Origin of the sequence: Snodgrassella sp. M0110 (assembly GCF_016101465.1) — a bacterium.
Classification (GTDB): Bacteria; Pseudomonadota; Gammaproteobacteria; order Burkholderiales; family Neisseriaceae; genus Snodgrassella; species Snodgrassella alvi.
Window position 1 is genome coordinate 577,407 of sequence record NZ_JACFQM010000001.1, and the last position, 26,670, is coordinate 604,076.

The following is a 26,670-nucleotide window of genomic DNA, read 5'->3' on the forward strand; positions in this document are numbered from 1 at the left end:
GACACGATTATAAAGCCTTACAAACGCTTTTTTTACTTTTGGAATTAATATCTTTAATTAATGAAATTAGTTCAGGTTACTTAATTGGACTAAATAATTTTCTGGCAGTTTCCGGTCGGTTAAATCTGAGAAATTCATTTTTAATGCGCTATCCGGTGTTCTGTACAATCAGTAATTGATAACTGGCTGAATGTAAAATCTAACTATTTAATCGCTATATTTACGGGATTTAGTCCGCTCAGTATTACCTGTCAGTTACATGATCAGTAATCTTAATCCTGAAATTGTTTAAGAAAATTCAGGTCATTATCAAAAAACAGGCGTAAATCATTAATGCCATAGCGAAGCATGGCAAAGCGATCCAGACCGATGCCAAAGGCAAAACCTGTATATTTTTCTGCATCTATATTGACATTTTTTAATACATTGGGGTGTACCATGCCGCAGCCGCCTACTTCCAGCCAGCCGCGTTCACCCATGATGTCAATTTCTGCTGAAGGTTCTGTAAACGGAAAGAAGGAAGGGCGAAACCGTACCTGTAAATCATCGCGTTCAAAGAAACGGCGGATAAAGTCTGTAAAGACTGCTTTCAGATCGGCCATAGTAACGCCTTCTTCTATCCATAATCCTTCAGCCTGATGGAACATGGGAGAATGTGTTGCATCTGAATCGACGCGGTATACACGTCCGGGAGCAATAATGCGAATCGGAGGCTCTTTTTTATCCAGCATGTAACGAATCTGGATAGGAGATGTATGGGTGCGCAGTACGTTACCATTTTCTACATAAAAAGTATCCTGCATAGCACGGGCCGGATGATTTGGCGGAATATTTAAAGCCTGAAAGTTATGAAAATCATCTTCTATTTCCGGTCCGTCTGCTACAGTAAAACCCATGCTATGAAACAGTTCTACTATACGTTGCAAAGTAAGAGTAACCGGATGCAATCCCCCGAGATTTTGTCCGCGTCCGGGCAGGGTGACATCCAGCGCCTCTGCCGCCAGTTGCTGCTGAAGTTTTGCTTCATTTAATGCATCACGTTGTCGGTTGTATGCTTCCTGAAATTGGTTTTTACACTCATTGATATGTGCGCCAGTTGTTTTGCGTTCTTCTGGCGACATTTTACCCAATGTTTTTAATAAAGCATTCAGTTCACCTGTTTTACCGAGATAGCGGGCTTTTACTAATTCTAATGCAGGTAAATCAATGGCTGAATTAACAGCAGCGATGCCTTCGGCAACGATGCGGTTGGCATTTTCCATAACAAGATTCTTTACTTAAAATATAATGAAAAAATGTTTTGATGCTCTTTAGTTTTGCTGAATATGGCAGCTGTATTTTATCGATTACCGTATATCAGATCTTAAATGAGCTATATAACAATTTATAATAAAATATGTACTAAAAGATTATTTTAGCGCGAAATTCATCTGTTCAACAATGCTAAATATTGATGGAACAATAATGGAAATTTTTTACTAAAGCAGAAATACAAAAAAAGGAAACCGAAGTTTCCTTTTTGCTAAGCTTTTTGTCTGTTAAGCCAAAGCAGCTTTTGCCTGTGCTGCCAATTGAGCAAATGCAGCCTGATCGAACACAGCCAGATCAGCCAGTACTTTGCGATCAATAACAATGGCAGCTTTTTTCAGGCCATTCATGAATTTGCTGTAAGACAAACCATTCTGACGGGCTGCTGCATTAATACGAACGATCCACAACTGACGGAACTGACGTTTACGCTGACGACGGTCACGGTAAGCATACTGACCGGCTTTCATTACTGCCTGTTTGGCAATACGATAGACGTTTTTACGACGACCACGATAGCCTTTGGCTAACGCTAAAACTTTTTTATGACGTGCACGAGCGGTAACACCACGTTTTACGCGAGGCATAGTTTAAACTCCTTAAGCGTAGGGTAACATTTTATGAACAGAAGCCATATCGCGTTCATTCACCATAGAGGTGCCACGCAATTGACGTTTGTTTTTGGTGGTTTTTTTCGTCAGAATGTGACGTTTGAACGCATGAGCGCGTTTTACACCACCGTTACCCAATACTTTAAAGCGTTTTTTCGCGCTTGATTTGGATTTCATTTTCGGCATGGGAAAACTCCATTGTTGTTTGATCAGGCGAGGGGTGGCTGAATTCAGCACTTTAACCCGCACACCACGGTTTTTGCCGCTTAAAATTTGATTCATGCACAGCGGCGATGCACAAGAAGCGGATTATAATATACCTGTACTGCTAAGACAATATAGCGATAATAACTTATGACCAGATATGCTCGGATTTGTTAAGTTATTATTTGTGTTTTTAATAAAATGAAAAGTCTCATTTTACTGAGATAAAATGAGACTTTTTTAAGACAGGCTGAAATTCCGGTTAATGATTATTTTTTCTTCGCTGCAATAATCATTACCATCTGGCGACCTTCCATTTTTGGAAACTGCTCAACGGTACCAATTTCGATTAAATCAGCCTGAATACGCTTGAGTAGTTCTGCGCCCAGATGCTGATGTGCCATTTCGCGTCCGCGGAAACGTAAGGTAACTTTTACTTTATCGCCGTCAGTCAAAAAGCGAACAATGTTACGCAATTTAATCTGATAGTCACCTTCATCGGTACCAGGCCGGAATTTAATTTCCTTAACCTGTACCTGTTTCTGCTTTTTGCGTTGCTCGTCGCGTTTTTTGGATTGCTCGTATTTGAATTTACCGAAATCCATTAATTTGCAGACGGGCGGTTTGGCGGTGGGGGCAATTTCCACTAGATCCACATCGTGCTCTTCGGCCAGTTTCAGGGCTTGCTGAGTCGATACTACACCCAACTGTTCTCCAGTTGGACCAATCAAACGCACTTCTTTAATGGTGATTTCACCGTTGATGCGTGCTTCGCGTTCTTGAGCGATGGTCGTACTCCTTATTCACGGTTTAATGAAGAGACAAGGCTTCTTGTTTCAGCCGGCTAATGAATGTTTCAATATCCATCTGACCCAGATCTTCCCCGCCGCGTTTGCGAACGGCAACCTTGTTGTCCTGTTTTTCTTTCTCGCCTATAACCAGTTGATAGGGTAGGCGTTGCGTACTGTTATCTCGGATTTTGTATCCAATTTTCTCATTACGCAAGTCTAAATGCACGCGGAATCCTTCTGCGGTTAATCGCGTGGCAAGTTGCTGACAATATTCGGTTTGTGCTTCAGTAATATTCATGATTACCATTTGTACAGGTGCCAGCCACAGTGGAAATGCACCTGCATGATGTTCAATCAGGATGCCGATAAAGCGTTCCAGTGAACCCAGAATGGCGCGATGCAGCATTACCGGACGGGCTCGTCCGTTTTCTTCTGTTACATATTCTGCACCCAGACGCTCCGGAAGAACGAAATCCAGCTGAATGGTACCGCATTGCCATGAGCGGCCTAATGCATCCTTAATATGGTACTCTACTTTAGGTCCGTAGAAAGCGCCTTCTCCAGGCAGCTCTTCCCAGGTTACACCACAGGCTGTCAGTGCATCACGCAGTCCTTGTTCAGCTTTATCCCAGATGACGTCAGAGCCTGCGCGCTTTTCCGGACGCAAGGATAATTTAACCGCTACATCATTGAATTCGAACTGACGGTAAATACGCATTACCAGCTCATTGAATGCTTTTGCTTCACTGACAATCTGATCTTCGGTACAGAATATATGCGCATCATCCTGAGTAAAACCACGTACGCGCATCAGACCATGCAGGGCACCGGAAGGTTCATTACGATGACAAGAGCCAAACTCGGCCAGACGCAGCGGTAAATCACGATATGAGCGCAGCCCCTGATTAAAAATCTGGATGTGACCAGGGCAGTTCATGGGTTTTACAGCATAAACACGTTTTTCTGATTCAGTAATAAACATGTTTTCTTTGTAGTTATCCCAGTGACCGGATTTTTCCCATAATGTACGATCCATAATCATGGGTGTTTTGATTTCCTGATAGCCGGCAGCAGACAGCTCGCGACGCATATGCTGTTCAATAACCTGCCACAGTGACCAGCCTTTGGGATGCCAAAATACCATACCCGGTGCTTCATCCTGCAAATGGAATAAATCCATTTGTTTTGCCAGTTTACGGTGATCGCGTTTTTCTGCTTCTTCAATACGCTGGATGTAAGCATTCAGATCTTCTTTACTGGCCCAGGCTGTGCCGTAAATACGTTGCAGCTGCTCATTTTTAGCATCGCCGCGCCAGTAGGCACCTGAAAGCTTGGTCAGTTTGAAATTTTTGAGGAAGCGAGTATTAGGGACATGTGGTCCGCGACACATATCTACATATTCCTGATGGTAATACAGACCCATAGCTTTTTCATCGGGCATATCTTCAATCAGACGCAGCTTATAATCTTCATGACGCTGCTTAAATACATTAATTACCTCTTCGCGCGGGGTAATTTTTTTAATTACATCATAATTTTGTGCAATCAATTCTTTCATGCGAGTTTCGATTGCAGCAATATCTTCGGGTGTAAACGGACGCTCGTACCAGATATCATAATAGAAGCCATCTTCAATTACCGGCCCGATAACCATTTTGGCTTCCGGATACAATTGTTTAACGGCATGACCAACCAGATGTGCACAGGAGTGACGAATGATTTCGACACCTTCTTTATCTTTGGCTGTAATGATGCTGACTTGAGCATCTTCTGTTACCTGATCACATGTATCTACCAGTTTGCCGTTAATCTTTCCGGCAATTGCGGCTTTGGCTAAGCCTGCACCTATGGAAGCGGCAATGTCAGCTATGCTTAATGGCGCTTCAAACTGACGGACAGAACCGTCAGGCAGGGTGATGTTCAGCATGCATACTCCACAAACAACAGACCAGACTCGCTTAATACAAGTGAGAAAATCAAATGGCTGCTTTTGATTATATTTATAAGGGTAAATAGAAGCCAAAGTTACTTAAGTGCACTTTTGCTTCTGTTAAATAATTTATTTTAGCGATTTGGATTTTGCTTGGCAATGCTTGGTCGGCGAAATGTGGTGGTTTAGGCTATAATGATATATTCTGTCATAATTTTTGCCTTTGAATTATTTAATATGCTGAAATTTTCTTTAAAGCGCACGGATGGCTTTGCGCGTCGTGGTACTCTGGAGTTGAATCATGGTACGGTGGAAACACCAGTATTTATGCCGGTAGGAACATATGGTTCAGTTAAAGCCATGTCGCCGCGTAATCTGGAAGAAATCAAGGCACAGATTATTCTGGGCAATACTTTTCATCTGTGGCTCAGACCCGGACTCGATGTTATCCGTGATTTTGGCGGATTACATGATTTTATTGGCTGGAACCGGCCAATACTGACAGACTCTGGTGGTTTTCAGGTATTTTCACTGGCACAAATGCGTAAGTTAACGGAAGAAGGCTGTACTTTCCGCAGTCCTATTAATGGCGACAAGCTGTTTTTGTCTCCAGAAATTTCTATGCAGATTCAGACGGTACTCAATTCAGATATTGTCATGCAGCTGGATGAATGTCCTGACGGAAATGTAGGTGCCAGAGAAGCTGAAAAATCCCTGCAAATGAGTTTGCGCTGGGCTGAACGCAGTAAAAATGAGTTTGAACGCCTGAATAATCCGAATGCTTTATTCGGTATTGTTCAGGGTGGAATGTACGAGGATCTGCGAGAACAATCACTGGCCGGACTGGAAGAAATTGGTTTCCCCGGATTATCTGTAGGCGGGCTGTCTGTGGGTGAGCCAAAACCTGAAATGTACCGTATTTTGCGTGCTATCGGCCCTAAACTTCCGGCACAAAAACCACATTATCTGATGGGAGTAGGTACACCTGAAGATTTGGTATACGGTGTGGCATGCGGCATTGATATGTTTGATTGTGTTATGCCTACCCGCAATGCGCGCAACGGTTGGCTGTTTACCCGTTTTGGTGATGTAAAAATCCGAAATGCCATATACCGGCATGACCAGCGTCCGCTGGACGAAAGCTGTGACTGTTACACATGTCGCAATTTCAGCAGGGCTTATCTGCATCATTTACAGCGTGTGGGTGAGATTCTGGGTGCACAGTTAAATACGATACATAATTTGCGCTATTATCAGATACTGACTGCAGAAATGCGTCTGGCTATTGAAGCTGGTAAATTCGAAGATTTTCAAACACGCTTTCATGCTGAGCGTGCCCGGGGTGTATTGTGATCAGAAAAAGCACGGTAGCGACTATTGTCTTTAAATGACAGAGGCAAATGATGTCAGGCTAGTGGTTATAATCTGCAGTTAGTATATTTTTTGAATATTGTTGAGTTATAGTGGAGAGCAAGTATGAGTGAAAAAGCCTGGTCAGGCCGTTTTCATGAACCGGTAAGTGAACTGGTTAAACAGTACACAGCATCAATAACTTTTGATAAACGTTTGGCACAGTTTGATATTCAGGGTTCTCTGGCGCATGCACAGATGCTGCATCAGTCTGGGGTGCTTAGTGCAGAAGATCTTGCAGCAATTAAAACCGGTATGCAGGAAATCCTGGCAGAAATTGCTGCCGGTAAAATTGACTGGTCAGTAGATCTGGAAGATGTTCATATGAATGTGGAACATTTACTGACTCAGAAAGTAGGGGATGCCGGTAAACGTTTACATACAGGACGTAGTCGTAATGACCAGGTTGCTACGGATATTCGTTTGTGGTTGCGTGATGAAATAGACAGTATTGTTCTGTTAATTAAAGATTTACAATCTGCTTTGGTTGATCTGGCAGATAAAAATGCAGAAGTGGTGATGCCAGGCTTTACTCATATGCAGGTAGCTCAGCCTGTAAGCTTCGGCCATCATATGCTGGCATATGTGGAAATGCTGGGACGTGATAGTGAACGAATGCTGGACTGCCGTCATCGTGTAAACCGTATGCCATTGGGTGCGGCTGCTCTAGCCGGAACGACATTTCCTATTCAACGCGAGATAACTGCTCAATTACTTGGTTTTGAAGAGATTTGCCAGAATTCTCTGGATGCAGTGTCTGATCGCGATTTTGCCATTGAGTTTACTGCTGCAGCATCCATTCTGATGGTACATCTTTCCCGTCTGAGTGAAGAGTTAATTTACTGGATGAGTCCGCGTTTTGGCTTTATTGACATTGCCGACCGGTTCTGTACAGGTTCCAGTATTATGCCGCAGAAAAAGAATCCCGATGTACCTGAGCTTGTACGTGGAAAAAGCGCAAGAGTTGTAGGACATTTGATGGGGCTGATTACTTTAATGAAATCACAGCCACTGGCATACAACAAAGATAATCAGGAAGATAAGGAGCCGCTTTTTGATACAGTTGATACTTTGACTGATACTTTGCGTATTTACGCAGAGATGATGCGAGGTGTTAGCGTTAAACCTGAAAATATGCGTGCGGCAGTGTTGCAAGGCTTTGCGACAGCAACAGACCTGGCTGATTATCTGGTTAAAAAAGGTTTACCTTTTCGCGATAGTCATGAGGTCGTTGCACGTGCTGTCCGACTGGCAGAAGAGCAGCAAAGGGAATTAAGTGAGTTACCGCTGGATATATTACAGTCTTTCTCCGGCTTGATAGAAGAAGACGTTTATCAGGTACTTTCTCCTGAGGGCAGTCTTCATGCCCGTAATCATATTGGCGGTACTGCGCCGGCTCAGGTACGCGCACAGGTTGCTCGCTGGCGTCAGTATTTGCAGGCGGTTTAGCGTTTGTTAAACCAGCTTAGCTGGTTATGAGGATATTAAAAAAAACGGGTCAGATATTTTTGTCTGATTTATATTATTGGATTTAAATTCAGATTATCTCCTCTGAATAATTTGTCAGGATCAAACAGCCGGTATGCAGTGCATACCGGCTTAAAGTATTAATTCAGATAATTATATTTTTTTGGCTCTGAATACTATTGGTACAATTATTTTTATTGGTTTGTTTATATTTTTGATTTCTATTTGAATCTTAATACGATAGCTTGTACTAATGAATTTTCCGTTTGAATCAAAATAGAAATCGCTTACCATTGGAAGAAATTGATATTCGAATTGATCTGAGTTATTTATAAAAAAATTATTTCTATCAGATAATGAAGCAGCTATATTCTTTACAGCAGCGTCTAACTCAGGTTTATATTTACTATCAGGATATGCTTTGTATAACCTTTCTTTTAATATCGTAGAAATATTCAGGTTATCAAGATATGTAGTATTATGTTTCAAGCTTGCAATATTATCTGTATTCAGCTTGAGCTGATATTTTGCCTTTAGCCTTTTGCCGTACTTGTCAACATTTACCTTTTTGAAAGCATTGGGATTAATTGCTGCATAACTGTCATAAATATTTACTTTTTTGAAGACACCTCGATCGGCGGCGTAGCTATCAGATGTATAATCAGGTAAATTTTTTAATAAATCAGATACAGAGATATCAGATATGGTTTCCTGTGATATTGGTGGTTGAATATCCTTGTTATATATTGCCAGTTTATTGTCAGGTATGGTATCTGACAAATCAGTAGACGGCTTATTATCCGGTGAGTTTTCAGTAAAGTGGCTACAGGCTGTAACAATGGAAACCAAGAAAATTAAAACCATTTTAAAAAATTTAAGCCGCATACAAACCTTTAAATTAAAATTTTATTTTTCTATTTGTATTTTAATTATCACAATACAAACATATGTTTTTAAAATCCGTACATTTATGTATTATCTTGATATTCACAAAATTTTTAAAGTATATTAAATTATATGTTATCACGTAAGATAATGGAATAATCTGCTTAGTACATTTATATATGAATTTATATTTGTACATTATATTCAGTAAAAAATTTATCAATATAAAATAGCCAGTATGCTTTAGTATACTGGCTAAAAATACTTGAAACTGATAAATTGAATTTTAATTAATTGAGTTCAGGTCGAGACACTATATCAATTGAATTCTGCGGCGTAGGTGGCTGCATAGTAAATTTAGGGTTTGTTGTGTATTTTAAGTGGATTTTGGTATCTGTTTTTACTGTTCCAGCTATACTTTCTACCTCCTTAGGAAATGCTAGCTGTTCACGCATACCTATAATTCTTCCTTTTAAATCAAAGTAATAATTATATTGTATAGGAATTTGATTATTTTTGAATTGCTTTATAAGTCCAAAATAGGGATTTTTAAAAACACCGCTGTCATCATCAGAATCATGTTCATCAAAAAAATAAGAATTAAAAGTAGAAGTGAATTCGTCAATTAGATTTTGTAATGCAGCATAATCCTCAGGTTTATATTTACTATTCTGATCAGCTTTGTCTGCAGCCTCTTTTAAAGCCTTTGAAAGGCTTTCAAGCATTGTATTATCAATTTTCTGCATTAGAGCGTAGTCTACATTCAGGTTAACCTGATACTTTGCTTTCAGGGTTTTTCCATACTCATCAACGGTTACTTTTTTGAATGCATCCGGCTCAATTGCTGCATAACCATCATCAATTGATTTTGGTAAGCTTTTTAACAGATCGGATAAAGGCATATTTTTTATTTGAGATTTTGGTACAGCTAATTGTAAATATTTGTCACCAATTACCATTCTAGTATGAGGTATTTTATCTAGCAAATGTGTAATAGCTGAAACATCTGCGTATAGAGATAGATTTTTGAAGTCTATATAGGTAGGAAATTTAAAAGAAATCAGCACATTTTTGTTTTCATAACGAACTTCTGGAATTATTTCCATTTGCCCTTTTCGGATATCTATTGCGCCAGTAAAGGGTACTGAAAATGATTGACTGAATTGCTCAAAAAAAGGTGCCAGAGAATTTTTTGGTTTTGATTCATCATCATCATCATCTGCTTCTGTTTGAGGTAGTGATTTTGATGCAGTATTTAGAAGCTTGTTATGTGTTTCATTAGTTTTGTTTATTTCAGATGTATCGGAAGAAATTTCATCTTCATTGTTTGTATTAGGATTAATATGATATTCTCCTTGAAAAGAACCACTGAAGTTCAAGCGGTTATCTTTTAAAATCATTTGCTGGACACCAGTCCGCACCATTTTATCCGGCGAATTGTCATTTATGTGGCTGCATGCTGAAACTATCCCGGCTACAGTCAATGTTAATATTAATTTTTTAAAATTTAACCGCATAAAACATAAACCCCTTTATAACCAAATTAACAAATCAAATTATTAATTATTGTATTTTAATTGCAAATATATAGATAGTAAAATTAATGGTATCTGTATTTGCAGACAGTTTGGTATATATCAAATGAGTAAAATAGTTGTTATGACAATACTTATAAAAAATCAGCCAGAATATACCTGTTGGGATTAATTCTGTCTGGATTTATGCTTTGAAATAATATGTAATAAATAACCTATTAATGAAAAAAGCCAGTATGTAAAACATACTGGCTGAAAAATCTAAATCAAATAAGAAAATTAATCATTACCAACCAAGACGAGATCCCATATTGATAGAGTTTTGTGGTGTAGGCTTCATGGTAAATTTCGGGCTTCCGGTGTAATCCATCCGAAATTTATAATCTATTCTGATTGTTCCTTTTGGCTCTTCCCTACCTGTTATTGCCATTGGAAGGTCAGTCTTAATGCGAATACCTATAATGCGACCTTTTGAATCAAAGTAGAAATTACTTACTATTAGAAGATTAGATTGATTTTTGAGCTGCTTCATATAAGCACCCATAGGAGTGTCTGCAAGAGCATTATTACTATCAGAATAAATTGAAGCCACACCATCAATTATATTTTCTAGCATAGCGTAATCTTCAGGTTTATATTTATTATTCTGATCAGCCTTGGCTGCTGTCTCTTTTAGAGCCTTAGAAAGACTTTGCAGAATTACAGTATCATATTTAAGGCTTGAAGCATAGTCTGTATTCAGATTAACCTGATATTTTGCTTCCAGCGTTTTTCCGAATTCGTCGACATTTACTTTTTTGAATGCACTGGGATCAATTGATGCATAACCATCATCTATAGATTTAGGTAAGCTTTTTAGTAAATCTGAAACAGGTAAGTGTTGTGCTTTATCCTGCGGTACAGTGAATTGCATATATTTATCACCAACTACCATTTCATTGTAAGGCATAATGTCTGACAAATGGGTAATTGCAGAACCATCGAGATATAAGGACAAATTATTAAAATCTAAATAGGTAGGAAATTTAAAAGAAATCAGTACGTTTTTATCTTCATAACGGACTTCAGGAATAAATTCCATCACCCCTTTTTTCATATCTACTGCACCAGTGAAAGGTACGGAAAAAGATTTACTCAATTGTCCTATAAATTGCCCTAAAGATTTGTTGTACAAATCCATTTCTTTGCGGTGATACTCTGTTAATTCTGGAGTATCATCATACTCTTCTGATACAGAGGCTTCTGATGCAGAAACTTCAGATGCAATTGTTGGTTCAGTTATTTCTGAAGGACTTTTATTCTCATTATTTTGAATAATAAATTCTGCCTGATAAGAACCACTAAAATTAAACTGATTGTCTTCAGTCATAATGCGCTGAATACCAGTTCGCACCATTTTGTCAGGGGATTTTTCGGTTTTATTATTACATGCCGAAACCATACCGGCAACAGCCAGCACTAATATTATTTTTGTAAATTTCAATCGCATAAGAGCCCTTTATTCAATAAGCTAAAGTGTATTGTTAATAATTGTATTTTAATTGTAATAAAATGACCAGAAAAAAATTAACAAATTACAATTCTAATCAGATATTATAAAGAGAACATTATTACTTATTAATATTTAGATTAGACTATGTGAATAATTTATATTACATTTGTTCTATAAAGTTTATAATCTTTTAATCATTGTTTTAGATGATATACTCAGCCTATTTCTAAGTTTTAAGCTGAACATCTGTTAAAATCATTCTAAAAAGCTCATTGCAAAAATAAATTAAATGTATGATAATAAATGTAAATAAAAAATTGTTTTGTTAAAATTAATAATTTATAATTCATTAAAAAAAATTTATAAATTTAATTTAAATTTAGGAGTTTTTATGAAAGAATATAAAGTAGTTATCTATCAGGAAGGTGCTTTGGCAACTATGTTTTTGGGGGCGGCAAATGCAAATCCTATAAAATTTTCAGATTTCTTAAACCGAAATGCTAAAGAAGGCTGGCGTGTAGTGACTATGCAAAAAGATATGCGTCGACTGTTTTTATTTTGGGCAAGAGAAGCTTATGTAGTTATTATGGAGAGAGACGTTGATTAAAAAAGCCGGATTAGGATGCCTTTGCATTTTCATATTCTGGTGTGTTTTACTGATACTGGAATTATGGTGGGACATTTTTTCTGCTGAATTTTTTCTAAAAATATCTATATCTTTAGCAATTTTATTCTTTATATTGTTAGCAGTTGCTGTCGTTTTTGATCAGCTGAACTCAGATAAAAAGCTAAAAGATAAAGATTATTTAGAATAATATTTATTCTGAATGAGGTTATTTTATTCTTGAAAATAAAAATCTAATATTAAATAAATAGTAGTTAAAAATTTAAATGATTTCGAATTTTTTAAATTAAGTATAAGTATTAGGTGATTTATTATTTCATTTAGTTGTTTTTTTTCTAAGTGGTTAATATTTTTATTTTAAAATAAAATAACCTTGTCACATTTAGTTGTTTGAATATATAGTGTTATTTATTTGTCTAGTATATATCAAATTATCATAAATTTTTATTACATCTTCAATAAATAAAAACAAAATTTCTGGATTTATAATCTTTTACTCTATACAAAGCAGAATAAACAAATAATTTTTTATCCACGCGGATGATGCTGATGCACAATCTGTTTTAGGCGTTCATTGGCAACATGTGTGTAAATTTGTGTTGTGCCGATATCAGCGTGTCCCAGAAGCAATTGCACTACACGTAAATCTGCACCATGATTCACAAGATGCGTAGCAAAAGCATGACGCAAACCATGCGGGCTAAGATGATGGATGCCGGCTGCACTAGCATATTTGGTCACAATCATCCAGGCTAGCTGCCGAGTAATGGCTGTTTTTTTCTGACTGACAAATACTGCATCACAAGCACGTCCTTTAAGTAAAGCAGGGCGGGCATCTGTAAAATAATTTTCCAGCCAGTCGGTTGCTTCTTCCCCTAATGGAACCATACGCTGTTTATTTCCTTTTCCGATGGTACTTAACAGGCCGTTTTGTAAATCGATTTCATTGATTCGTAAGTTAACAGCTTCGCTAACCCTCAATCCAGTAGCGTACATAAGTTCCAGTAAGGCTTTATCACGCAGACCCAGAAAGGTTTTGGTATCAGGGGCTGCTAATAGAGCATCTATCTGTGTTTCGGAAATAATATCCGGCAAGTATTGCCCTTTTTTAGGCATTTGCAGCTGTTCGGTAGGTATATCCTGACGGCGGTTATATTCATGCATCCAACTGAACAGACGTTTACAGGCTGATAATGCCCGTGCCTGTGAAGATGGTTTTTCACTAGGAATAAATACAGCAGATGCAAGTGACAAGGGATCTACATTCAGCCAGTTCAGATGTTCGGCTTGTATGCGACGAGCAATTTTATTCAAATCCCGCCGGTAACTTTCCAGTGTATTGAATGCCAGCTGCTCGCTAAGCCAAAGATGTTCGAGCAATGACTCGATTGGTTCGAGTAGTTCTGCCGGTAAAGTATTATTTACCATGTTGCTCCTTCGTGTTTAAGCAGCCAACGCTTTATATTTAGTTCAAAAGCATTGGTACTGAGGCTGAACCCTCCCAGACCACTGGCTGATACAACCCGATGACAAGGAATAATAATTGGTAACGGGTTTTTACCACAGGCCTGACCTACGGCTCTGGGTGAACTGTTTAGCACACGCGCGATATCTCCGTAAGTGGCAATCTGACCATAGGGGATATCGGCAATAACCTGCCAAACTTTTTGCTGAAATGCAGTGCCGTCAGTGGAAGGAGGATAGTTAAATTTTTGCAGGCTGCCATTAAAATAGGAGTCAAGCTGTTTTGCCCAGAATCCAGTCAGGTAAGGTAAGGCTTCGGAAAAGGGTGTTTGCCAATGGATAGCCTTTAATTTTTGCTCAGGACTGAATTCCAGTTTTAATGAGCAGCAGGGCGCTTGATATGAGTAACTAGGCATGCTGTTGCAGTGTATTTAAAACAATTTGGGCGTGACCGGCCGCTTTAACTTTACGCCATTCCTGTGTAATTTGCCCGTCCTGATTCAGGATAAAGGTACTTCTTTCAATACCGAATACCTTTTTACCATACATGTTTTTCTCTTTAAGTACATCAAATTGTCTGCATACTGTTTCTTCACTATCTGAAAGTAGGGTAACGTTAAGTTCATATTTGCAGATAAAATTATGATGGCTTTTCATACTATCACGGGAAATACCAATCACGTTATAGCCCAGTTGTTTGAATTGGGGCAGTAAAGCACTGAATTCTTGTGCTTCGGTTGTACAGCCTGGTGTGCTGTCTTTCGGATAGAAATAAACCACAGCTGGTAAATGTTCTGCAATATTAAAGTTATTGCCTTCGGTATCTGGAAGTGTAAACAGCATAGATTGAGACATTATTTATTTTCCTTTGTATATATAATGATTACTTTGATTTAATCGCGAATAAACGCCGTAATCAGAGGAACATTGCCAATTAGACGGCTGCAGTGTCCATGAATATTTGAGTCGAAGGTAATGCCTTCGGGTAAAGTGTCGGTAGAATAAAAATGTTCTCCAGCACTAAAGCGGCGGATACTACCATCGCGTAGTCCGATTTCCATCACTCCTTGTAATACTATCAGCCATTGCGGTTTACCAGTGCAGTGAAAATCACTTTTAAAACCCACCGGACTGTAACGTAATTGTAACCCTTCTGCATTAAACCAAGGTGATAACTGGCTTTTTTCATTACCTTCGTTTAATTCAATTTTTTCTTCTTTGAAGCGGGCAAAACCATCACTTCCGGTATATAAAATTACTTTAGTGAATGTTGTCATAATTTCTACTCATGGCCTAATGGTAAAAAATCAGTGCAGAGATATATATCTGCACTGAAAGAATAATAAATCACCCTATAACACCAAGATTATCATCATTGGACGGGGTATTATTGTGTTTGGGAAGCAGCCATAAAGTGGCAATGATGTCCAGAAGGTAAATAGATGCCAGCAAACATAAGGCAACATAAAATGACCATTCTTTAACTAGAAAACCGATAACCAGCGGCCCTAGTCCGCCAATGCCACGACCCAGATTAAATAATACATTCTGGGCAGTTGCACGCACATGCGGGGGGAAGTTATCAGAAATCAGTGCTCCATAGCCGCCAATCATGCCATTGACAAATAAGCCCATAATGGCACCGCATATCAGTAATGCAGTGGGGTCCTGCAACTGTGCATATTGTGCCACCATGATAAAAGAACCAATCTGGTAAATCAGAAAGATTTTCCAGCGGGCAAAATGGTCAGCCAGAAAACCGAACAGCCAGATACCGATGATCATGCCAATAACGGTGACCGCAGTCCAGTTGCCGGAATCTGTAAGACTGAATCCGAGTTTTTTGGCAAGATAACTGGGCATCCAAATCATTAAACCGTAATAACCGAAATTTTGTACAGCGCAAAGAATAAATATACCTAGACTGGTTTTAGCTGTCTGACGGTCTTTAACCAGTAATTTAAGACGTGCAGAAAATGACAACTCACCATTTGCTTTATGTTCGCGGGTAAATTGTTCCGGTTCGTTGGTATCATGACGAATAAAATAGGAGACGATAGCCGGAAATAATCCTACGACAAACATGCCGCGCCAGCCAATATGCTGAAGCAGGAATGGTGTAATAAAAGTAGCCGCCAGTACACCTAGCTGCCAGCCGATCCCGACGAAAGCTGATGCGCGATTACGTTTTGATGCAGGCCATACTTCTGCAATCATTGCCATACCGATACCGAACTCTCCGCCCAGCCCCATACCTGCAAGAGCCCGGTAAATAAGCAGGTCGTAATAACCTTGTGCAACCGCACACAGACCAGTAAAAACGGCAAACATGAGAATGGTTAGCGATAACATGCGTATCCGGCCGAAGCGATCACTTAAATGTCCGAAAACGATACCGCCGACAACAGAACCGATTAATGTCCATGTTACTAGTGAACCTGCCTGAGAAGGATTCAGTCCGAGATCAGCACTGATGGCGCTGAGCATAAAACCGAGTATCAGCAGGTCAAAACCATCCATGGCATAGCCACTGATAGCGGCAACCATAGCTTTTGCAGGAGTTAATTTTTTTCTTGGTTGTTTCATAAGGGGACTTACTATCGAGAATCTAAAATGTTAATAACAGTTTTGCCTGCACCGGCAGGCTGATTAATATCACCGGTCTGTGCTGGTGTTGTAATTGGAGAAAAATGTTCACGGTCAAAGGCAATATCGCCACCATGTGACAGTTGTTGTCCACGTTGCAAGCCGGCAAAATTGAATAAATGATAATCAGCCAGATGAGAGGGTACGATGTTTTGCATGGCCGAAAACATGGATTCAATGCGCCCGGGAAACTGTTTGTCCCATTGCTGGAGCATATCTTTGATAACCTGCCGTTGCAGGTTGGGCTGTGAGCCGCACAGGTTGCATGGAATAATTGGAAATTCCAGCATTTGTGCATACCGGATCAGATCTTTTTCTTTAACATAGGCTAATGGTCTGATGATGATATGCTCACCGTTATCTGACAGCAGTTTGGGCGGCATGGCTTTAAGTTTGCCTCCGTAAAACATGTTCAGAAACAGGGTTTCCAGAATATCATCGCGATGGTGACCTAAAGCAATTTTGGTACAGTTATTTTCTTTGGCTACCCGGTATAAAATACCGCGACGCAAACGGCTGCACAGACCACAGGTAGTTTTGCCTTCATCTATTACCCGTTTGACTACGCTATAGGTGTCTTCTTCAATAATTTGAAACGGAACGCCAAGACTTTGCAGGTAATCCGGCAGTATATGTGCAGGAAAACCCGGTTGTTTCTGATCGAGATTAACTGCAAGAATTTCAAATTGTACTGGTGCAGATTTTTGTAATCTGAGCAGAATGTCCAATAATGCATAGCTGTCTTTACCACCGGAAAGGCAAACCATGATTTTGTCGCCGTCTTCAATCATCTGAAAATCATTAATAGCAGCTCCAACCTGATGACGAAATCTTTTAATCAGTTTATTGTTTTCGTATTCGCGTTTTGGTGTATGAGACATGGATACAGCACTAATTTATTCAAATACCTGCAATTGTACAATAATTAAAGGCCGGCTGATGTGACTTAGCCGGCCTGTGTTAATTTTTACATGAATTAAAAAGGAGTTTTCAGCCTTTTTTTACTGGTTCTTTATCTAGCTCAAACACTTGGTGCAGTACACGGGTGGCCAGCTCCAGATATTTTTCATCAATTAACACGGACACTTTGATTTCAGAAGTAGAAATCATCTGGATATTGATATTTTCTTTAGCCAGAGTACGGAACATGGTAGAAGCAATGCCAACATGTGAACGCATGCCCATACCGACTATTGATACTTTACATACGGTATCATCGCCGCAGACTTCACGCGCTCCTATTGTTTTCTGCACTTCATGAAGAATATCCAGCGTATTCTGATAATCACTGCGTGGTACGGTAAAGGAAAAGTCTGTGGTTCCTGCTGAGCCGACATTCTGAATAATCATATCCACTTCAATATTGGCATCGGCGACAGCTCCCAGTATCAGTGAAGCCATTCCCGGCGTATCTGGTACCCCGCGCACATTAATTCGTGCCTGATTTTTATCAAAAGCAATACCGGATACTGCCGCATGTTCCATCATATTCTGATCCTCTTCAAATGTGATTAATGTGCCATTACCGCTGTTTTCCAGACTGCTTAATACGCGCAGCCGCACTTTATATTTACCGGCAAACTCTACTGAGCGGATTTGTAATACTTTACTGCCCAGACTGGCCAGTTCCAGCATTTCTTCAAATGAAATGGTATTGAGACGGCGCGCTTCCGGTACGACACGCGGGTCGGTGGTGTATACGCCATCCACATCAGTATAGATCTGGCATTCGTCTGCTTTCAGTGCTGCTGCCAGTGCTACTGCTGAGGTATCCGAACCGCCGCGACCCAGTGTGGTAATATCATTGTTGGCATTAACACCCTGAAAACCGGCTATGATAACAACTTTACCGGCATTGAGATCTGTGCGGATGCGTATCTCATCAATCGCATCAATGCGTGCTTTGGTATGAGCACAATCGGTTTTAACGGCTACCTGCCAGCCTGTATAGCTCTTTGCGTCTACGCCAATGCTGTGCAAAGCCATGGCAAGCAGACCGATAGTGACCTGTTCACCCGTTGATAAAACAACGTCCAGTTCACGCGGATTGGGCTTTTCCTGAATTTCATGTGCCAGTGCAACCAAACGGTTGGTTTCTCCGCTCATAGCGGATACAACCACTACTACATCATCACCATTGGCTCTGGCTTGTGCTACACGACGAGCTACATTTTTTATACGTTCAACTGTTCCAACTGATGTACCGCCGTATTTCTGTACGATTAACGCCATAATACTGCTTGCTTTCCGGGTTGTTATAATGTCAAAAAAGGACAGGTTGTGTTAACTCTGCCTGCTTAAATATCCTGTCGGGCATTCTTTTTAGCATTTTTATCATGCAAAAACAAGCTGCTGAGTGAGTATTTTGTCAGGTTCAGGCAGCTTGTTTTAAATAATGTTTAAATTCGGAAAATAGGTGATTGTATTTTTGTGAATTAATTTTCAGCCAGTGCTTGTTGCTGAGCAGCAAGAATTTGTTTAATTCCTTTTTGTGCCAATGTGATTAAATCATTTAACTGACCGATACTGAAAGTAGCACCTTCGGCTGTACCCTGAATTTCAACCAGCTGCTGTGAGGCGGTCATCACTACATTAATATCTGCATCACAGGATGAATCTTCCGGATAATCCAAATCGAGCAGGAGATTACCGTCAATCATGCCGACAGAGATGGCAGCTACAGCTTCACGAATCGGATTTTCACTGATCAGGCCTTTTTCCAGTAATTTTCTGACTGCCAGGGCAAGTGCAACATAAGCGCCGCTGATACTGGCGGTGCGTGTGCCTCCGTCGGCCTGTATAACATCACAGTCAATCAGTATCTGGCGGCTGCCCAGTTTTTCTAAATCAACGACTGCCCGTAAGGAGCGGCCAATCAGGCGCTGAATTTCCTGAGTTCTCCCCGATTGCTTTCCTGCTACTGCTTCGCGGCGCATACGGCCATTGGCAGAGGCGGGCAGCATGCCATATTCTGCTGTTATCCAGCCGCGACCCTGATCTTTTAAAAAACCTGGTACATTTTCATCTATAGTTGCTGTGCAAATTACTTTAGTATTACCGCAGCAAATCAGTACAGAACCGTCTGCCTGTGCGAGGAAATCAGGCACGATACTAAGATGACGTGGCTCATCGTCAGCACGTCCGGAACGATTGGATAGAAAGGTGTTTTTCATATTTAGAGACTTTGTCGGGAGATGAATGCAGAATTATATAACCAGTGTGTTGCGATTCATATCAATTAAACCTTTTATGGATTAAGCTGTTTTCGTTATACTTGATTTAATTGCCAGTTTGAATATAACCCGGCAGGAATAAACGGTTTAAGGAAAATATATATGTTATACAGTATGACTGGCTATGCAAATGCTTCAGAACAATGTGGAAATCGTCAAATCAATATTGAGCTCAAAGCAGTTAATCATCGTTATCTGGATATCCAGTTTAAAATTGCAGAAGAATTACGTCCGTTTGAAGGCAAGATGCGTGAATTAATCAGTTCTCAGGTGGCACGGGGTAAACTGGAATGCCGTATTCAGATTCAAACTCTGCCCAGCGAAAGTACCGATGATTTACCGGTTAATCATAAGCTGGTAGAACAACTGGCATCATTTAATCAACAGTTGCGTCGCAAGTATAAAGATTTAGGTAAATTAACTGTTGCAGATATTTTGCATTTCCCCGGTGTTATTGTGGCGACAGCGGAAGACGAGGAAATATTACATAACGGTGTACAGACTTTACTGGGACAAGTACTCACCGAATTTAAAGCAGCGCGGGCTCGTGAGGGTGAAAAACTGCAGCAGCATTTGCTGGATCGTCTGAATGATATGACAGATATCGTGGCAGCTATGCAGCAGTTGTTCCCGCAATTATTGCAGGACTATATGAATAAGGCTGAAGCCCGTTTGCGCGAGGCAGTGGCTCAGGTAGATGCAGAGCGCCTGAAACAGGAATTCACATTGTTTATGCAAAAAGCTGATGTAGATGAAGAACTGAATCGTTTAAATACGCACATTGCCGAAGCACGACGTCTGATAAAAGAACATCGCGGCAGCGTGGGTAAACGTCTGGATTTTCTGATGCAGGAACTAAATCGCGAAGCCAATACGCTTGGCAGTAAAGCAATCGCCATTGAATGTACACAGGCATCAGTAGGGCTTAAAGTATTGATTGAGCAAATGCGCGAACAGGTACAGAACGTAGAATAAACAATAGCTGTTTATGCCATACTATTAAAAACCAGAATTGCTTTTAAAATTGAAACTGGCAATTCTGGTTTTATTTTAATTCCAGTATCTGTTTGAAACCAATTCTAAAAAGCCAGTTTGACCATACGATTAGCGGCTTCAACACATTCTTCGACACTGGATACAAGTGCGATCCGCACAAAGCCTGCTCCGGAGTTACCGTATGGTGTATTACGGGCAAGATAACGTCCCGGTAGTACACGAATCGCTGCTTTTTGCCATAATTTCTGTGTAAAGGCCAAATCATCACAATCGGGAACATTCAGCCACAGATAGAATGAAGCATCAGGTTTATGCAGGGCAAATTTTTGCTGTAATATCGGAATTACTTTATCAAATTTTTCCCGATACAGATTACGATTGGCAATGACGTGTTCTTCATCATTCCATGCTGCAATACTGGCGTATTGTGTGGGCAGACTCATGGCACTGCCATGATAGGTGCGGTAGAGCAGAAAATCAGCCAGAAGTTTACTGTCACCTGCTACAAAACCGGAACGCAGACCGGGTGCATTAGAACGTTTTGACAGGCTGGTAAACATAATCAGACGGTCGAATGTCCGGCCTAATTGACTAGCCGCCTGTAATGCACCCAGAGGCTTATTATCATCATCAAAGTAAATTTCTGAATAGCATTCATCTGACGTAATCACAAATCCGTATTTATCCTGTAAGGCAAATAGTTTTTTCCATTCGTCCAGATTCATTACCGCGCCACTGGGGTTGCCCGGAGAACAAACGAAAACCAATTGTACTTTTGGCCATGTATTCTGATCGATTTCCTGCCATTGCGGCATAAAATGCGGAGCGCGGCAATTGACATATTCTACCCGCGCACCAGCCAGCAAGGCTGAACCTTCATATATCTGATAAAAGGGATTCGGGCTGACAACTACGGGCTGATATTCAGTACTGCTGTCAATGATGGTTTGAGTAAATGCAAATAATGCTTCTCGGCTGCCCAACACGGGTAATACTTCAGTATCAGGATTAATTTTTACTCCTGAGTAGCGGCGCATAAGCCATTGAGCACAAGCCTGACGAAGCTCAGGAATGCCGGCAGTAACCGGATAGGCTGCAAGTCCGTCCAGATGCTGAATCAGTGCATCAGTTAAAACCGACGGGGTAGGGTGTTTGGGTTCACCAATATGTAATGATATAGGCTGGAGATCAGCCGGTGGTTCCAGACCATCCATTAATTTACGTAATCTGGCAAAAGGATAGGGCTGTAACAATTCCAGTTTCGGATTCATAATCGTAAATACAAATTATTGTAAATGCTTTGATACTACCACCAATCAAATTACTGCGGCAGTAAGTATTCATCTTTAGCTCCAGAAAATACCGGTTACAGACAAATAAAAAGCCACATGCATGCATGTGGCTTATGAAATTATTCAGCAATTTCAGGCAGATTTCTGGACAGCCTGAATTTCGCCGGTCAGTAAATATTCAATGGTTTCTTTAACAGTGCGCATCGCTGAACCGAATGGCAGTGGATCTTTACCACGGAAAAATAAACCTTTGTCAGTTTCTCCGCGCCAGGCTGCAGCAAGTTTCAGATCAATACAGAATTGTCCGACTTTTTCCAGACCATCACGTAAGCCGCAAACGGACAAACAGTTAATCCCCTGCGTACAGCGCCGCGGGTCTGCTTTGGCATTAGCCTGTAATACGCTTTCACGTTTCAGATAGCTATCCAGAAATTTAGTTTTAACGCCACGTGCCGGCAAGCCGGCTACCGACATGAATTCTACAATTTGTTCGCCTTCGGCACCGGCGAGAGTTTTTTTGAAATTGATATGTGCATCACCTTCCTGAGTCACAGCAAATGCTGTACCAATTTGTACAGCAGCTGCCCCCCATTCTTGTAAGGCTACGGTGATTTTCTGAAAATTAGCCATCCCGCCAGCAATGATCAAAGGAATTTTTTCCCGTTCCAGATCAAGTTTTTTAAATAATTCGAATGTTTCAGTCAGTACCCGTTTAAATTCAAAACGTTCATCATTAACACCGGCAACAGTAGCTGCACCAAGATGCCCGGCAGCATGGGCGGGATGTTCGATTACAATTGCGTCAGGCAGACGGTTCTTTTTCATCCAGCGTTTAAGCACAATGCCAATACCGCGTGATTCCGACAAAATAGGCAGCAAAGCAACATCAGGAAAATTTTCAGTCATATCCGGTAAGTCCAGCGGCAGACCGGCTCCCATTACAATTGCGTGTGCACCGGATTCACAAGCCTGCTGTACCATCGCATGATGGTCTTTAACCGCTTTCATTACATTAACTGCGATCATTCCGCGCCCCTCAGACTGGGCAAGTGCGGATTTGATTTCACGATCAAGTGCAATCCTGTTTAAGGTATCGTATTTTTCCTGTGTAGGATTTTCTTTGGACTGTTCAAGTAGATCGGGATGCAAATGACGTAAATCCACGCTGGCAATCGTTCCTACCCCATTTTCTCGTGCTACTGCACTGGCCAGACTTGAGGCGGAAACACCTACGCCCATACCGCCCTGAACAATCGGAATGAGATGATGATTGCGAATAACTAGTGGTGCAAATTCCTGCATATTGCTTCCTGTATTTTGTTTAGTAAGCGATGCTTTAAAGTATTGCTTATAATAAAAGCCTGTAATTACAGTAAAAAAATCTGGAAAGCACTTTCATTCGGCTGGCTTTTATCAATTAGTGCTTCTACTCTATTCTTGCACAAGGACACTGTCAAGAGATTAAAACTTCTCAGAGCGATATAGCTTTCACAAAGTGGTAAAATTTGTATGATTTGTACGACAAGGTTAGTTAATGTAATGATTGTCATTTAAGCCTTAATGCTTAGAGAAATTATTACCAACTCATGTTATATTCACTCAGTAAGCATGATTCAGGTAATCACAACAGGGTAAATAACTAATGGTTACATGTAATGCACAGCGGCGTGCTGTTTTAGGTGCGCTTGTTTTATTTCTTTCTGCCTGCAGAATTAGTAGTCGAAAAATAATAGTACAGTCTGGTACCCAACCCCGTCTGGCTCCTATTCGGATTACTAAAGTCAGTCATCAGGTAGGGAGTCAGGAATTGCTGTTGCATAGCATGAGTCTGATAGGTACACCCTACCGTTATGGCGGCAGTAGCCGGGGTAGCGGATTTGATTGCAGTGGTATGGTGCAATACGTTTACCAGCAGGCATTGCAGGTAAATCTGCCTCGTACCGCACGTGATATAGCAGCTGTTTCCGCCCCGATCCGCACAAAAGATTTGCAGGTTGGGGATTTGGTGTTTTTCAACACTTCGGGACAGGCTTATTCACATATGGGGCTGTATATTGGCAACGGTGAATTTATTCATGCGCCTTCCAGCAGCGGTGTTATTCGCACGGCCAGACTGGACCAGCCCTATTTTAGCCAGCGTTTTACAGGTGCACGCACGCTGTTTGCCCGCTGAATAAAATTAATTATTCATTTTGAATTTAATAATCACGATATAACAGGACAACAACATGAGTGAGCAGGATTTAGTATTGGTACTTAACTGTGGCAGTTCTTCAGTAAAAGCCGCAGTCATGGATTTAGCCGAAAAAGAAGTTTTAATGAGCTGTTTGGCTGAAAAAGTAGGTAATACTGATGCTTTTATCACCTTTAAAATCAATGGTGAAAAACATAAACACGCCTTAACCGGCAATCATGATCACGTTGCAGCTGTAATGGCTTTACTGGAACAGTTAAAAGATCTGGGTTTATATGACCGTGTCAAAGCTATCGGCCATCGTGTCGTACATGGTGGCGAACGATTTACCCAGTCTACAGTGATTACTCCTGAAGTAATGCGTGATATTGAAGCCTGTATTGTACTGGCTCCATTGCATAATCCTGCTCATATTCTGGGTATTCAGGCAGCACAGCAGGCGTTTCCCGAGCTGCCGCAGGTAGCAGTATTTGATACAGCATTCCATCAGACTATGCCTCCGCATGCTTATCATTATGCTATTCCGTCAACACTGTATACCCGTTACGGTGTACGCCGTTATGGTGCGCATGGTACCAGCTACCGTTATGTTGCTCAGGAAACCGCAGCATTTTTGCGCCGTGATATTAATGAAATGAGCATGGTGATTGCTCATCTGGGTAATGGCGCCTCTATCACCGCGGTTAAAAACGGTCGTTCACAGGATACCAGCATGGGGCTGACTCCGCTGGAAGGTCTGGTAATGGGTACCCGTTGCGGCGATATCGATCCGAGTATTTTCTCTTTCCTGGCCGCGAATGCCAAAATGAGCATTGATGAAATTACCGAAATGCTGAACAAAGAAAGCGGTATGCTGGGTTTATCCAATCTTTCCAACGATTGCCGTATGCTGGAAGAAGCTGCTGCTAACGGACACAAAGGTGCCGAGCTGGCTCTGGATGTATTTGCCTATCGTCTGGCTAAATATGTGGGCGGTATGATGGTTGCCTGCGGCAGTCTCGATGCATTGGTATTTACCGGTGGTATTGGTGAAAACTCAACTACAATGCGCGAAAAAGTAGTTAATTATCTGAATGTATTTGGCATGATTCTGGATCATGATGCCAATATGGAAGCCTGCTTCGGTACACCGGGTGTGATTAGCACAAAAGATAGTAAAGCAGCAGTTTTGGTTATTCCGACTAATGAAGAGCTGATGATTGCTCAGGATACTGCCCGTTTAACAGGGATGCATGTTTAAATAGGTGATTCAGAATAGTGAAAAACTGGTTTTGTATTATTACAAAGCCAGTTTTTGATATTAAACATTATCTGATGTATGAATAATAAATAGACATAACCTTATCTTTTTCAGTTGCCGAATATTATTACTGTTTGCTGATAATATTACGCACATCTTTTAGAGTAATGGTTTGATCCTTAAAGACAAAATTTTCTATTGTATAGGAACTACTATAGAAGAAGTCCTGGACCAGAATAGAATCATCTTCGTTATAGCCGTAAATAATTAAATTATCTCCGTCTTTACGGAATTTCACTTCAGAGAAGTCAACATCGGTAAACTGAATGGTATCATTATTACCATCATTGTCTTTAATAGTGTCCTGTCCATGGCCTTTGGCAAAAACATAAGTATCATTACCAGACCCGCCTTCCATGTAATCATTACCTTCACCGCCAATCAGGATATCATCACCTTGATAACCATATAATTTATCATTACCGGCGCCACCATCGATAATTTCATTATTTGAAGAACCTGTAATCACATTATCATTATCATCGCCATTTAAAATAAGCATGAGGTTATTTATAATATCTTTTTCATCAGCAGTTTTATCTTCAAAAATAAAGTTGAATCCACGGCTGTTAACATTGTTAACGTTAAAATAGTCAGGCAGAGTTACAGAATCTGAATTGCCATAAGCTTTAATAATAAGATCATTACCGGAACGGATGAACTGAGCATCAGCAAAACGGGCATCTTTAAATACAACATCATTAAATGTATTTTTTTCACTTGAAGAGGCTGCATCATTAATAATATCCTGTCCATGGCCGGCTTCAAATTCATAGCGGTCTTTTTCATAATCGCCGCCATAAAGCTGATCATTACCGGGACCGCCAATCAGGATATCGTAGCCGGGGCCGCCAATCAGAATATCATTATCATCACCGCCGTCTAGTGTATCGTCTCCTTCATCGCCATTCAGGATATCATTGCCAGCATTGCCATATAAGGTGTCATTACCTTTACCTCCGTTGATAATTTCGTGCTTTGAAGAGCCGGTAATCACATTATCATCATCATCGCCATTTAAAATTGGCGTAAGATTATTTTTAATATCCTCTTCGCCAGCAATCTTATCTTCGAAAATAAAGTTAAATCCACGGCGGATATTTTCCTTAAAATAATCAGGCAAGGTTACAGAGTCTGAAATTCCATAAGCTTTAATAATCAAATCATTACCGGAACGGATGAACTGAGTATCAGCAAAACGGGCGCCTTTGAACACAACATCATCATGTCGATTTGTCTCATATGAGTATGCTCCATCATCAATAGTGTCCTGCCCATGGCCGGCTG

26 protein-coding genes are annotated in these 26,670 nt (G+C 40.4%); 7 read left to right on the forward strand and 19 right to left on the reverse strand.

Translation table 11 applies throughout. The features are described 5' to 3' along the window. Nucleotides 1-272: 272 nt before the first annotated feature. From pheS to thrS, 5 genes are all read right to left on the reverse strand, one after another. Entirely contained in the window at nt 273-1,262 is a 990-nt protein-coding gene (gene pheS / locus H3T84_RS02605; protein WP_037392933.1) for a phenylalanine--tRNA ligase subunit alpha, read from the reverse strand. Nucleotides 1,263-1,538: 276 nt separating this feature from the next. Next, nucleotides 1,539-1,895: a 50S ribosomal protein L20 gene (gene rplT, locus H3T84_RS02610; RefSeq protein WP_025330521.1), complete on the reverse strand. Its 357-nt coding sequence runs from the start codon at nt 1,893-1,895 to the stop codon at nt 1,539-1,541. 12 nt (nt 1,896-1,907) lie between these two features. Next, the gene (gene rpmI, locus H3T84_RS02615; protein WP_025330522.1) at nt 1,908-2,105 is read right to left on the reverse strand and encodes a 50S ribosomal protein L35; all 198 of its coding nucleotides are present in this window, start codon (nt 2,103-2,105) and stop codon (nt 1,908-1,910) included. A 287-nt stretch (nt 2,106-2,392) separates the two neighbouring features. After that, on the reverse strand, nt 2,393-2,911 hold the full coding sequence (gene infC, locus H3T84_RS02620; RefSeq protein ID WP_100116503.1) for a translation initiation factor IF-3: 519 nt from the start codon (nt 2,909-2,911) through the stop codon (nt 2,393-2,395). Nucleotides 2,912-2,933: 22 nt separating this feature from the next. Next, the gene (gene thrS / locus H3T84_RS02625; protein WP_198217703.1) at nt 2,934-4,841 is read right to left on the reverse strand and encodes a threonine--tRNA ligase; all 1,908 of its coding nucleotides are present in this window, start codon (nt 4,839-4,841) and stop codon (nt 2,934-2,936) included. 240 nt (nt 4,842-5,081) lie between these two features. On the opposite strand from thrS, the gene tgt reads away from it, so the two are divergent. Both tgt and argH read left to right on the forward strand, forming a co-directional pair. Then, nucleotides 5,082-6,197: a tRNA guanosine(34) transglycosylase Tgt gene (tgt, locus tag H3T84_RS02630; RefSeq protein ID WP_198217710.1), complete on the forward strand. Its 1,116-nt coding sequence runs from the start codon at nt 5,082-5,084 to the stop codon at nt 6,195-6,197. A gap of 123 nt (nt 6,198-6,320) precedes the next feature. Beyond that, nucleotides 6,321-7,703 (forward strand): argininosuccinate lyase, encoded by a 1,383-nt coding sequence (gene argH, locus H3T84_RS02635; protein WP_174831898.1) that lies wholly within the window; start codon nt 6,321-6,323, stop codon nt 7,701-7,703. A gap of 171 nt (nt 7,704-7,874) precedes the next feature. Here the strand turns inward: argH and H3T84_RS02640 are convergent, their stop codons facing one another. The 3 genes from H3T84_RS02640 to H3T84_RS02650 form a co-directional block, all read right to left on the reverse strand. Further along, nucleotides 7,875-8,606: a hypothetical protein gene (locus H3T84_RS02640; RefSeq protein WP_198217712.1), complete on the reverse strand. Its 732-nt coding sequence runs from the start codon at nt 8,604-8,606 to the stop codon at nt 7,875-7,877. A gap of 290 nt (nt 8,607-8,896) precedes the next feature. After that, complete coding sequence (locus H3T84_RS02645) at nt 8,897-10,123, reverse strand: hypothetical protein (protein ID WP_198217714.1); 1,227 nt, start codon at nt 10,121-10,123, stop codon at nt 8,897-8,899. A 304-nt stretch (nt 10,124-10,427) separates the two neighbouring features. Next, complete coding sequence (locus H3T84_RS02650) at nt 10,428-11,630, reverse strand: hypothetical protein (protein WP_198217716.1); 1,203 nt, start codon at nt 11,628-11,630, stop codon at nt 10,428-10,430. Between the two features lie 394 nt (nt 11,631-12,024). Between H3T84_RS02650 and H3T84_RS02655 the strand changes: the two genes are divergently transcribed. Together H3T84_RS02655 and H3T84_RS02660 are read left to right on the forward strand one after the other, a co-directional pair. After that, entirely contained in the window at nt 12,025-12,240 is a 216-nt protein-coding gene (locus tag H3T84_RS02655) for a DUF4177 domain-containing protein (RefSeq protein ID WP_174833649.1), read from the forward strand. Continuing rightward, entirely contained in the window at nt 12,233-12,448 is a 216-nt protein-coding gene (locus H3T84_RS02660; RefSeq protein ID WP_037473124.1) for a hypothetical protein, read from the forward strand. The genes H3T84_RS02655 and H3T84_RS02660 overlap by 8 nt, the downstream gene beginning before the upstream one ends. A gap of 338 nt (nt 12,449-12,786) precedes the next feature. Here the strand turns inward: H3T84_RS02660 and xerD are convergent, their stop codons facing one another. The 8 genes from xerD to rph all read right to left on the reverse strand — a co-directional run bounded on the left by xerD (nt 12,787) and on the right by rph (nt 19,541). After that, nucleotides 12,787-13,686 carry a site-specific tyrosine recombinase XerD gene (gene xerD, locus H3T84_RS02665; RefSeq protein ID WP_198217718.1) on the reverse strand — a complete coding sequence of 300 codons (900 nt, stop codon included), beginning with the start codon at nt 13,684-13,686 and terminating at the stop codon, nt 12,787-12,789. Then, the gene (locus H3T84_RS02670) at nt 13,680-14,138 is read right to left on the reverse strand and encodes a methylated-DNA--[protein]-cysteine S-methyltransferase (RefSeq protein WP_198217720.1); all 459 of its coding nucleotides are present in this window, start codon (nt 14,136-14,138) and stop codon (nt 13,680-13,682) included. Before H3T84_RS02670 ends, xerD begins: the two co-directional genes overlap by 7 nt. Continuing rightward, on the reverse strand, nt 14,131-14,577 hold the full coding sequence (locus tag H3T84_RS02675; protein ID WP_084550013.1) for a peroxiredoxin: 447 nt from the start codon (nt 14,575-14,577) through the stop codon (nt 14,131-14,133). Before H3T84_RS02675 ends, H3T84_RS02670 begins: the two co-directional genes overlap by 8 nt. 38 nt (nt 14,578-14,615) lie before the next feature. After that, a complete protein-coding gene (locus H3T84_RS02680) occupies nt 14,616-14,999 on the reverse strand; it encodes a hypothetical protein (RefSeq protein WP_198217722.1) in 384 nt (127 codons plus the stop codon). A gap of 70 nt (nt 15,000-15,069) precedes the next feature. Further along, the gene (locus H3T84_RS02685; protein ID WP_025330935.1) at nt 15,070-16,308 is read right to left on the reverse strand and encodes an MFS transporter; all 1,239 of its coding nucleotides are present in this window, start codon (nt 16,306-16,308) and stop codon (nt 15,070-15,072) included. Nucleotides 16,309-16,319: 11 nt separating this feature from the next. Then, on the reverse strand, nt 16,320-17,249 hold the full coding sequence (gene ttcA, locus H3T84_RS02690; RefSeq protein WP_198217730.1) for a tRNA 2-thiocytidine(32) synthetase TtcA: 930 nt from the start codon (nt 17,247-17,249) through the stop codon (nt 16,320-16,322). Nucleotides 17,250-17,358: 109 nt separating this feature from the next. After that, on the reverse strand, nt 17,359-18,600 hold the full coding sequence (locus H3T84_RS02695) for an aspartate kinase (protein ID WP_025330933.1): 1,242 nt from the start codon (nt 18,598-18,600) through the stop codon (nt 17,359-17,361). Between the two features lie 203 nt (nt 18,601-18,803). Beyond that, nucleotides 18,804-19,541, reverse strand: coding sequence for a ribonuclease PH (gene rph, locus H3T84_RS02700; protein WP_198217732.1), 738 nt, complete (start codon nt 19,539-19,541; stop codon nt 18,804-18,806). Nucleotides 19,542-19,703: 162 nt separating this feature from the next. Here rph and H3T84_RS02705 point away from each other — a divergent pair, with 162 nt between their 5' ends. Then, on the forward strand, nt 19,704-20,576 hold the full coding sequence (locus H3T84_RS02705) for a YicC/YloC family endoribonuclease (protein ID WP_198217739.1): 873 nt from the start codon (nt 19,704-19,706) through the stop codon (nt 20,574-20,576). Between the two features lie 104 nt (nt 20,577-20,680). Here the strand turns inward: H3T84_RS02705 and dapC are convergent, their stop codons facing one another. Both dapC and H3T84_RS02715 read right to left on the reverse strand, forming a co-directional pair. Further along, nucleotides 20,681-21,868: a succinyldiaminopimelate transaminase gene (dapC, locus tag H3T84_RS02710; RefSeq protein ID WP_198217741.1), complete on the reverse strand. Its 1,188-nt coding sequence runs from the start codon at nt 21,866-21,868 to the stop codon at nt 20,681-20,683. Nucleotides 21,869-22,021: 153 nt separating this feature from the next. Next, nucleotides 22,022-23,191: a nitronate monooxygenase family protein gene (locus H3T84_RS02715; RefSeq protein WP_025330929.1), complete on the reverse strand. Its 1,170-nt coding sequence runs from the start codon at nt 23,189-23,191 to the stop codon at nt 22,022-22,024. 340 nt (nt 23,192-23,531) lie between these two features. Between H3T84_RS02715 and H3T84_RS02720 the strand changes: the two genes are divergently transcribed. Both H3T84_RS02720 and H3T84_RS02725 read left to right on the forward strand, forming a co-directional pair. Further along, nucleotides 23,532-24,062, forward strand: coding sequence for a C40 family peptidase (locus H3T84_RS02720; RefSeq protein WP_174833642.1), 531 nt, complete (start codon nt 23,532-23,534; stop codon nt 24,060-24,062). A 55-nt stretch (nt 24,063-24,117) separates the two neighbouring features. Next, nucleotides 24,118-25,323, forward strand: a complete 1,206-nt coding sequence (locus H3T84_RS02725; RefSeq protein ID WP_025330927.1) for an acetate kinase — start codon at nt 24,118-24,120, stop codon at nt 25,321-25,323. Nucleotides 25,324-25,450: 127 nt separating this feature from the next. Here the strand turns inward: H3T84_RS02725 and H3T84_RS02730 are convergent. After that, nucleotides 25,451-26,670 (reverse strand): calcium-binding protein (locus H3T84_RS02730; RefSeq protein ID WP_304944961.1); only part of this gene is annotated, 1,220 nt, incomplete at its 5' end.

What these genes read in the sequence shown, in the direction of transcription:
- H3T84_RS02720 (WP_174833642.1), top strand. Translation starts at nt 23,532, where the DNA reads ATGGTTACATGTAATGCACAGCGGCGTGCTGTTTTAGGTGCGCTTGTT.
- H3T84_RS02705 (WP_198217739.1), top strand. Translation starts at nt 19,704, where the DNA reads ATGTTATACAGTATGACTGGCTATGCAAATGCTTCAGAACAATGTGGA.
- H3T84_RS02695 (WP_025330933.1), bottom strand. Translation starts at nt 18,600, where the DNA reads ATGGCGTTAATCGTACAGAAATACGGCGGTACATCAGTTGGAACAGTT.
- H3T84_RS02725 (WP_025330927.1), top strand. Translation starts at nt 24,118, where the DNA reads ATGAGTGAGCAGGATTTAGTATTGGTACTTAACTGTGGCAGTTCTTCA.
- H3T84_RS02685 (WP_025330935.1), bottom strand. Translation starts at nt 16,308, where the DNA reads ATGAAACAACCAAGAAAAAAATTAACTCCTGCAAAAGCTATGGTTGCC.
- dapC (WP_198217741.1), bottom strand. Translation starts at nt 21,868, where the DNA reads ATGAATCCGAAACTGGAATTGTTACAGCCCTATCCTTTTGCCAGATTA.
- H3T84_RS02655 (WP_174833649.1), top strand. Translation starts at nt 12,025, where the DNA reads ATGAAAGAATATAAAGTAGTTATCTATCAGGAAGGTGCTTTGGCAACT.
- argH (WP_174831898.1), top strand. Translation starts at nt 6,321, where the DNA reads ATGAGTGAAAAAGCCTGGTCAGGCCGTTTTCATGAACCGGTAAGTGAA.
- H3T84_RS02645 (WP_198217714.1), bottom strand. Translation starts at nt 10,123, where the DNA reads ATGCGGTTAAATTTTAAAAAATTAATATTAACATTGACTGTAGCCGGG.
- H3T84_RS02680 (WP_198217722.1), bottom strand. Translation starts at nt 14,999, where the DNA reads ATGACAACATTCACTAAAGTAATTTTATATACCGGAAGTGATGGTTTT.
- H3T84_RS02670 (WP_198217720.1), bottom strand. Translation starts at nt 14,138, where the DNA reads ATGCCTAGTTACTCATATCAAGCGCCCTGCTGCTCATTAAAACTGGAA.
- H3T84_RS02675 (WP_084550013.1), bottom strand. Translation starts at nt 14,577, where the DNA reads ATGTCTCAATCTATGCTGTTTACACTTCCAGATACCGAAGGCAATAAC.
- H3T84_RS02640 (WP_198217712.1), bottom strand. Translation starts at nt 8,606, where the DNA reads ATGCGGCTTAAATTTTTTAAAATGGTTTTAATTTTCTTGGTTTCCATT.
- xerD (WP_198217718.1), bottom strand. Translation starts at nt 13,686, where the DNA reads ATGGTAAATAATACTTTACCGGCAGAACTACTCGAACCAATCGAGTCA.
- H3T84_RS02650 (WP_198217716.1), bottom strand. Translation starts at nt 11,630, where the DNA reads ATGCGATTGAAATTTACAAAAATAATATTAGTGCTGGCTGTTGCCGGT.
- rpmI (WP_025330522.1), bottom strand. Translation starts at nt 2,105, where the DNA reads ATGCCGAAAATGAAATCCAAATCAAGCGCGAAAAAACGCTTTAAAGTA.
- pheS (WP_037392933.1), bottom strand. Translation starts at nt 1,262, where the DNA reads ATGGAAAATGCCAACCGCATCGTTGCCGAAGGCATCGCTGCTGTTAAT.
- ttcA (WP_198217730.1), bottom strand. Translation starts at nt 17,249, where the DNA reads ATGTCTCATACACCAAAACGCGAATACGAAAACAATAAACTGATTAAA.
- thrS (WP_198217703.1), bottom strand. Translation starts at nt 4,841, where the DNA reads ATGCTGAACATCACCCTGCCTGACGGTTCTGTCCGTCAGTTTGAAGCG.
- H3T84_RS02715 (WP_025330929.1), bottom strand. Translation starts at nt 23,191, where the DNA reads ATGCAGGAATTTGCACCACTAGTTATTCGCAATCATCATCTCATTCCG.
- rplT (WP_025330521.1), bottom strand. Translation starts at nt 1,895, where the DNA reads ATGCCTCGCGTAAAACGTGGTGTTACCGCTCGTGCACGTCATAAAAAA.
- tgt (WP_198217710.1), top strand. Translation starts at nt 5,082, where the DNA reads ATGCTGAAATTTTCTTTAAAGCGCACGGATGGCTTTGCGCGTCGTGGT.
- rph (WP_198217732.1), bottom strand. Translation starts at nt 19,541, where the DNA reads ATGAAAAACACCTTTCTATCCAATCGTTCCGGACGTGCTGACGATGAG.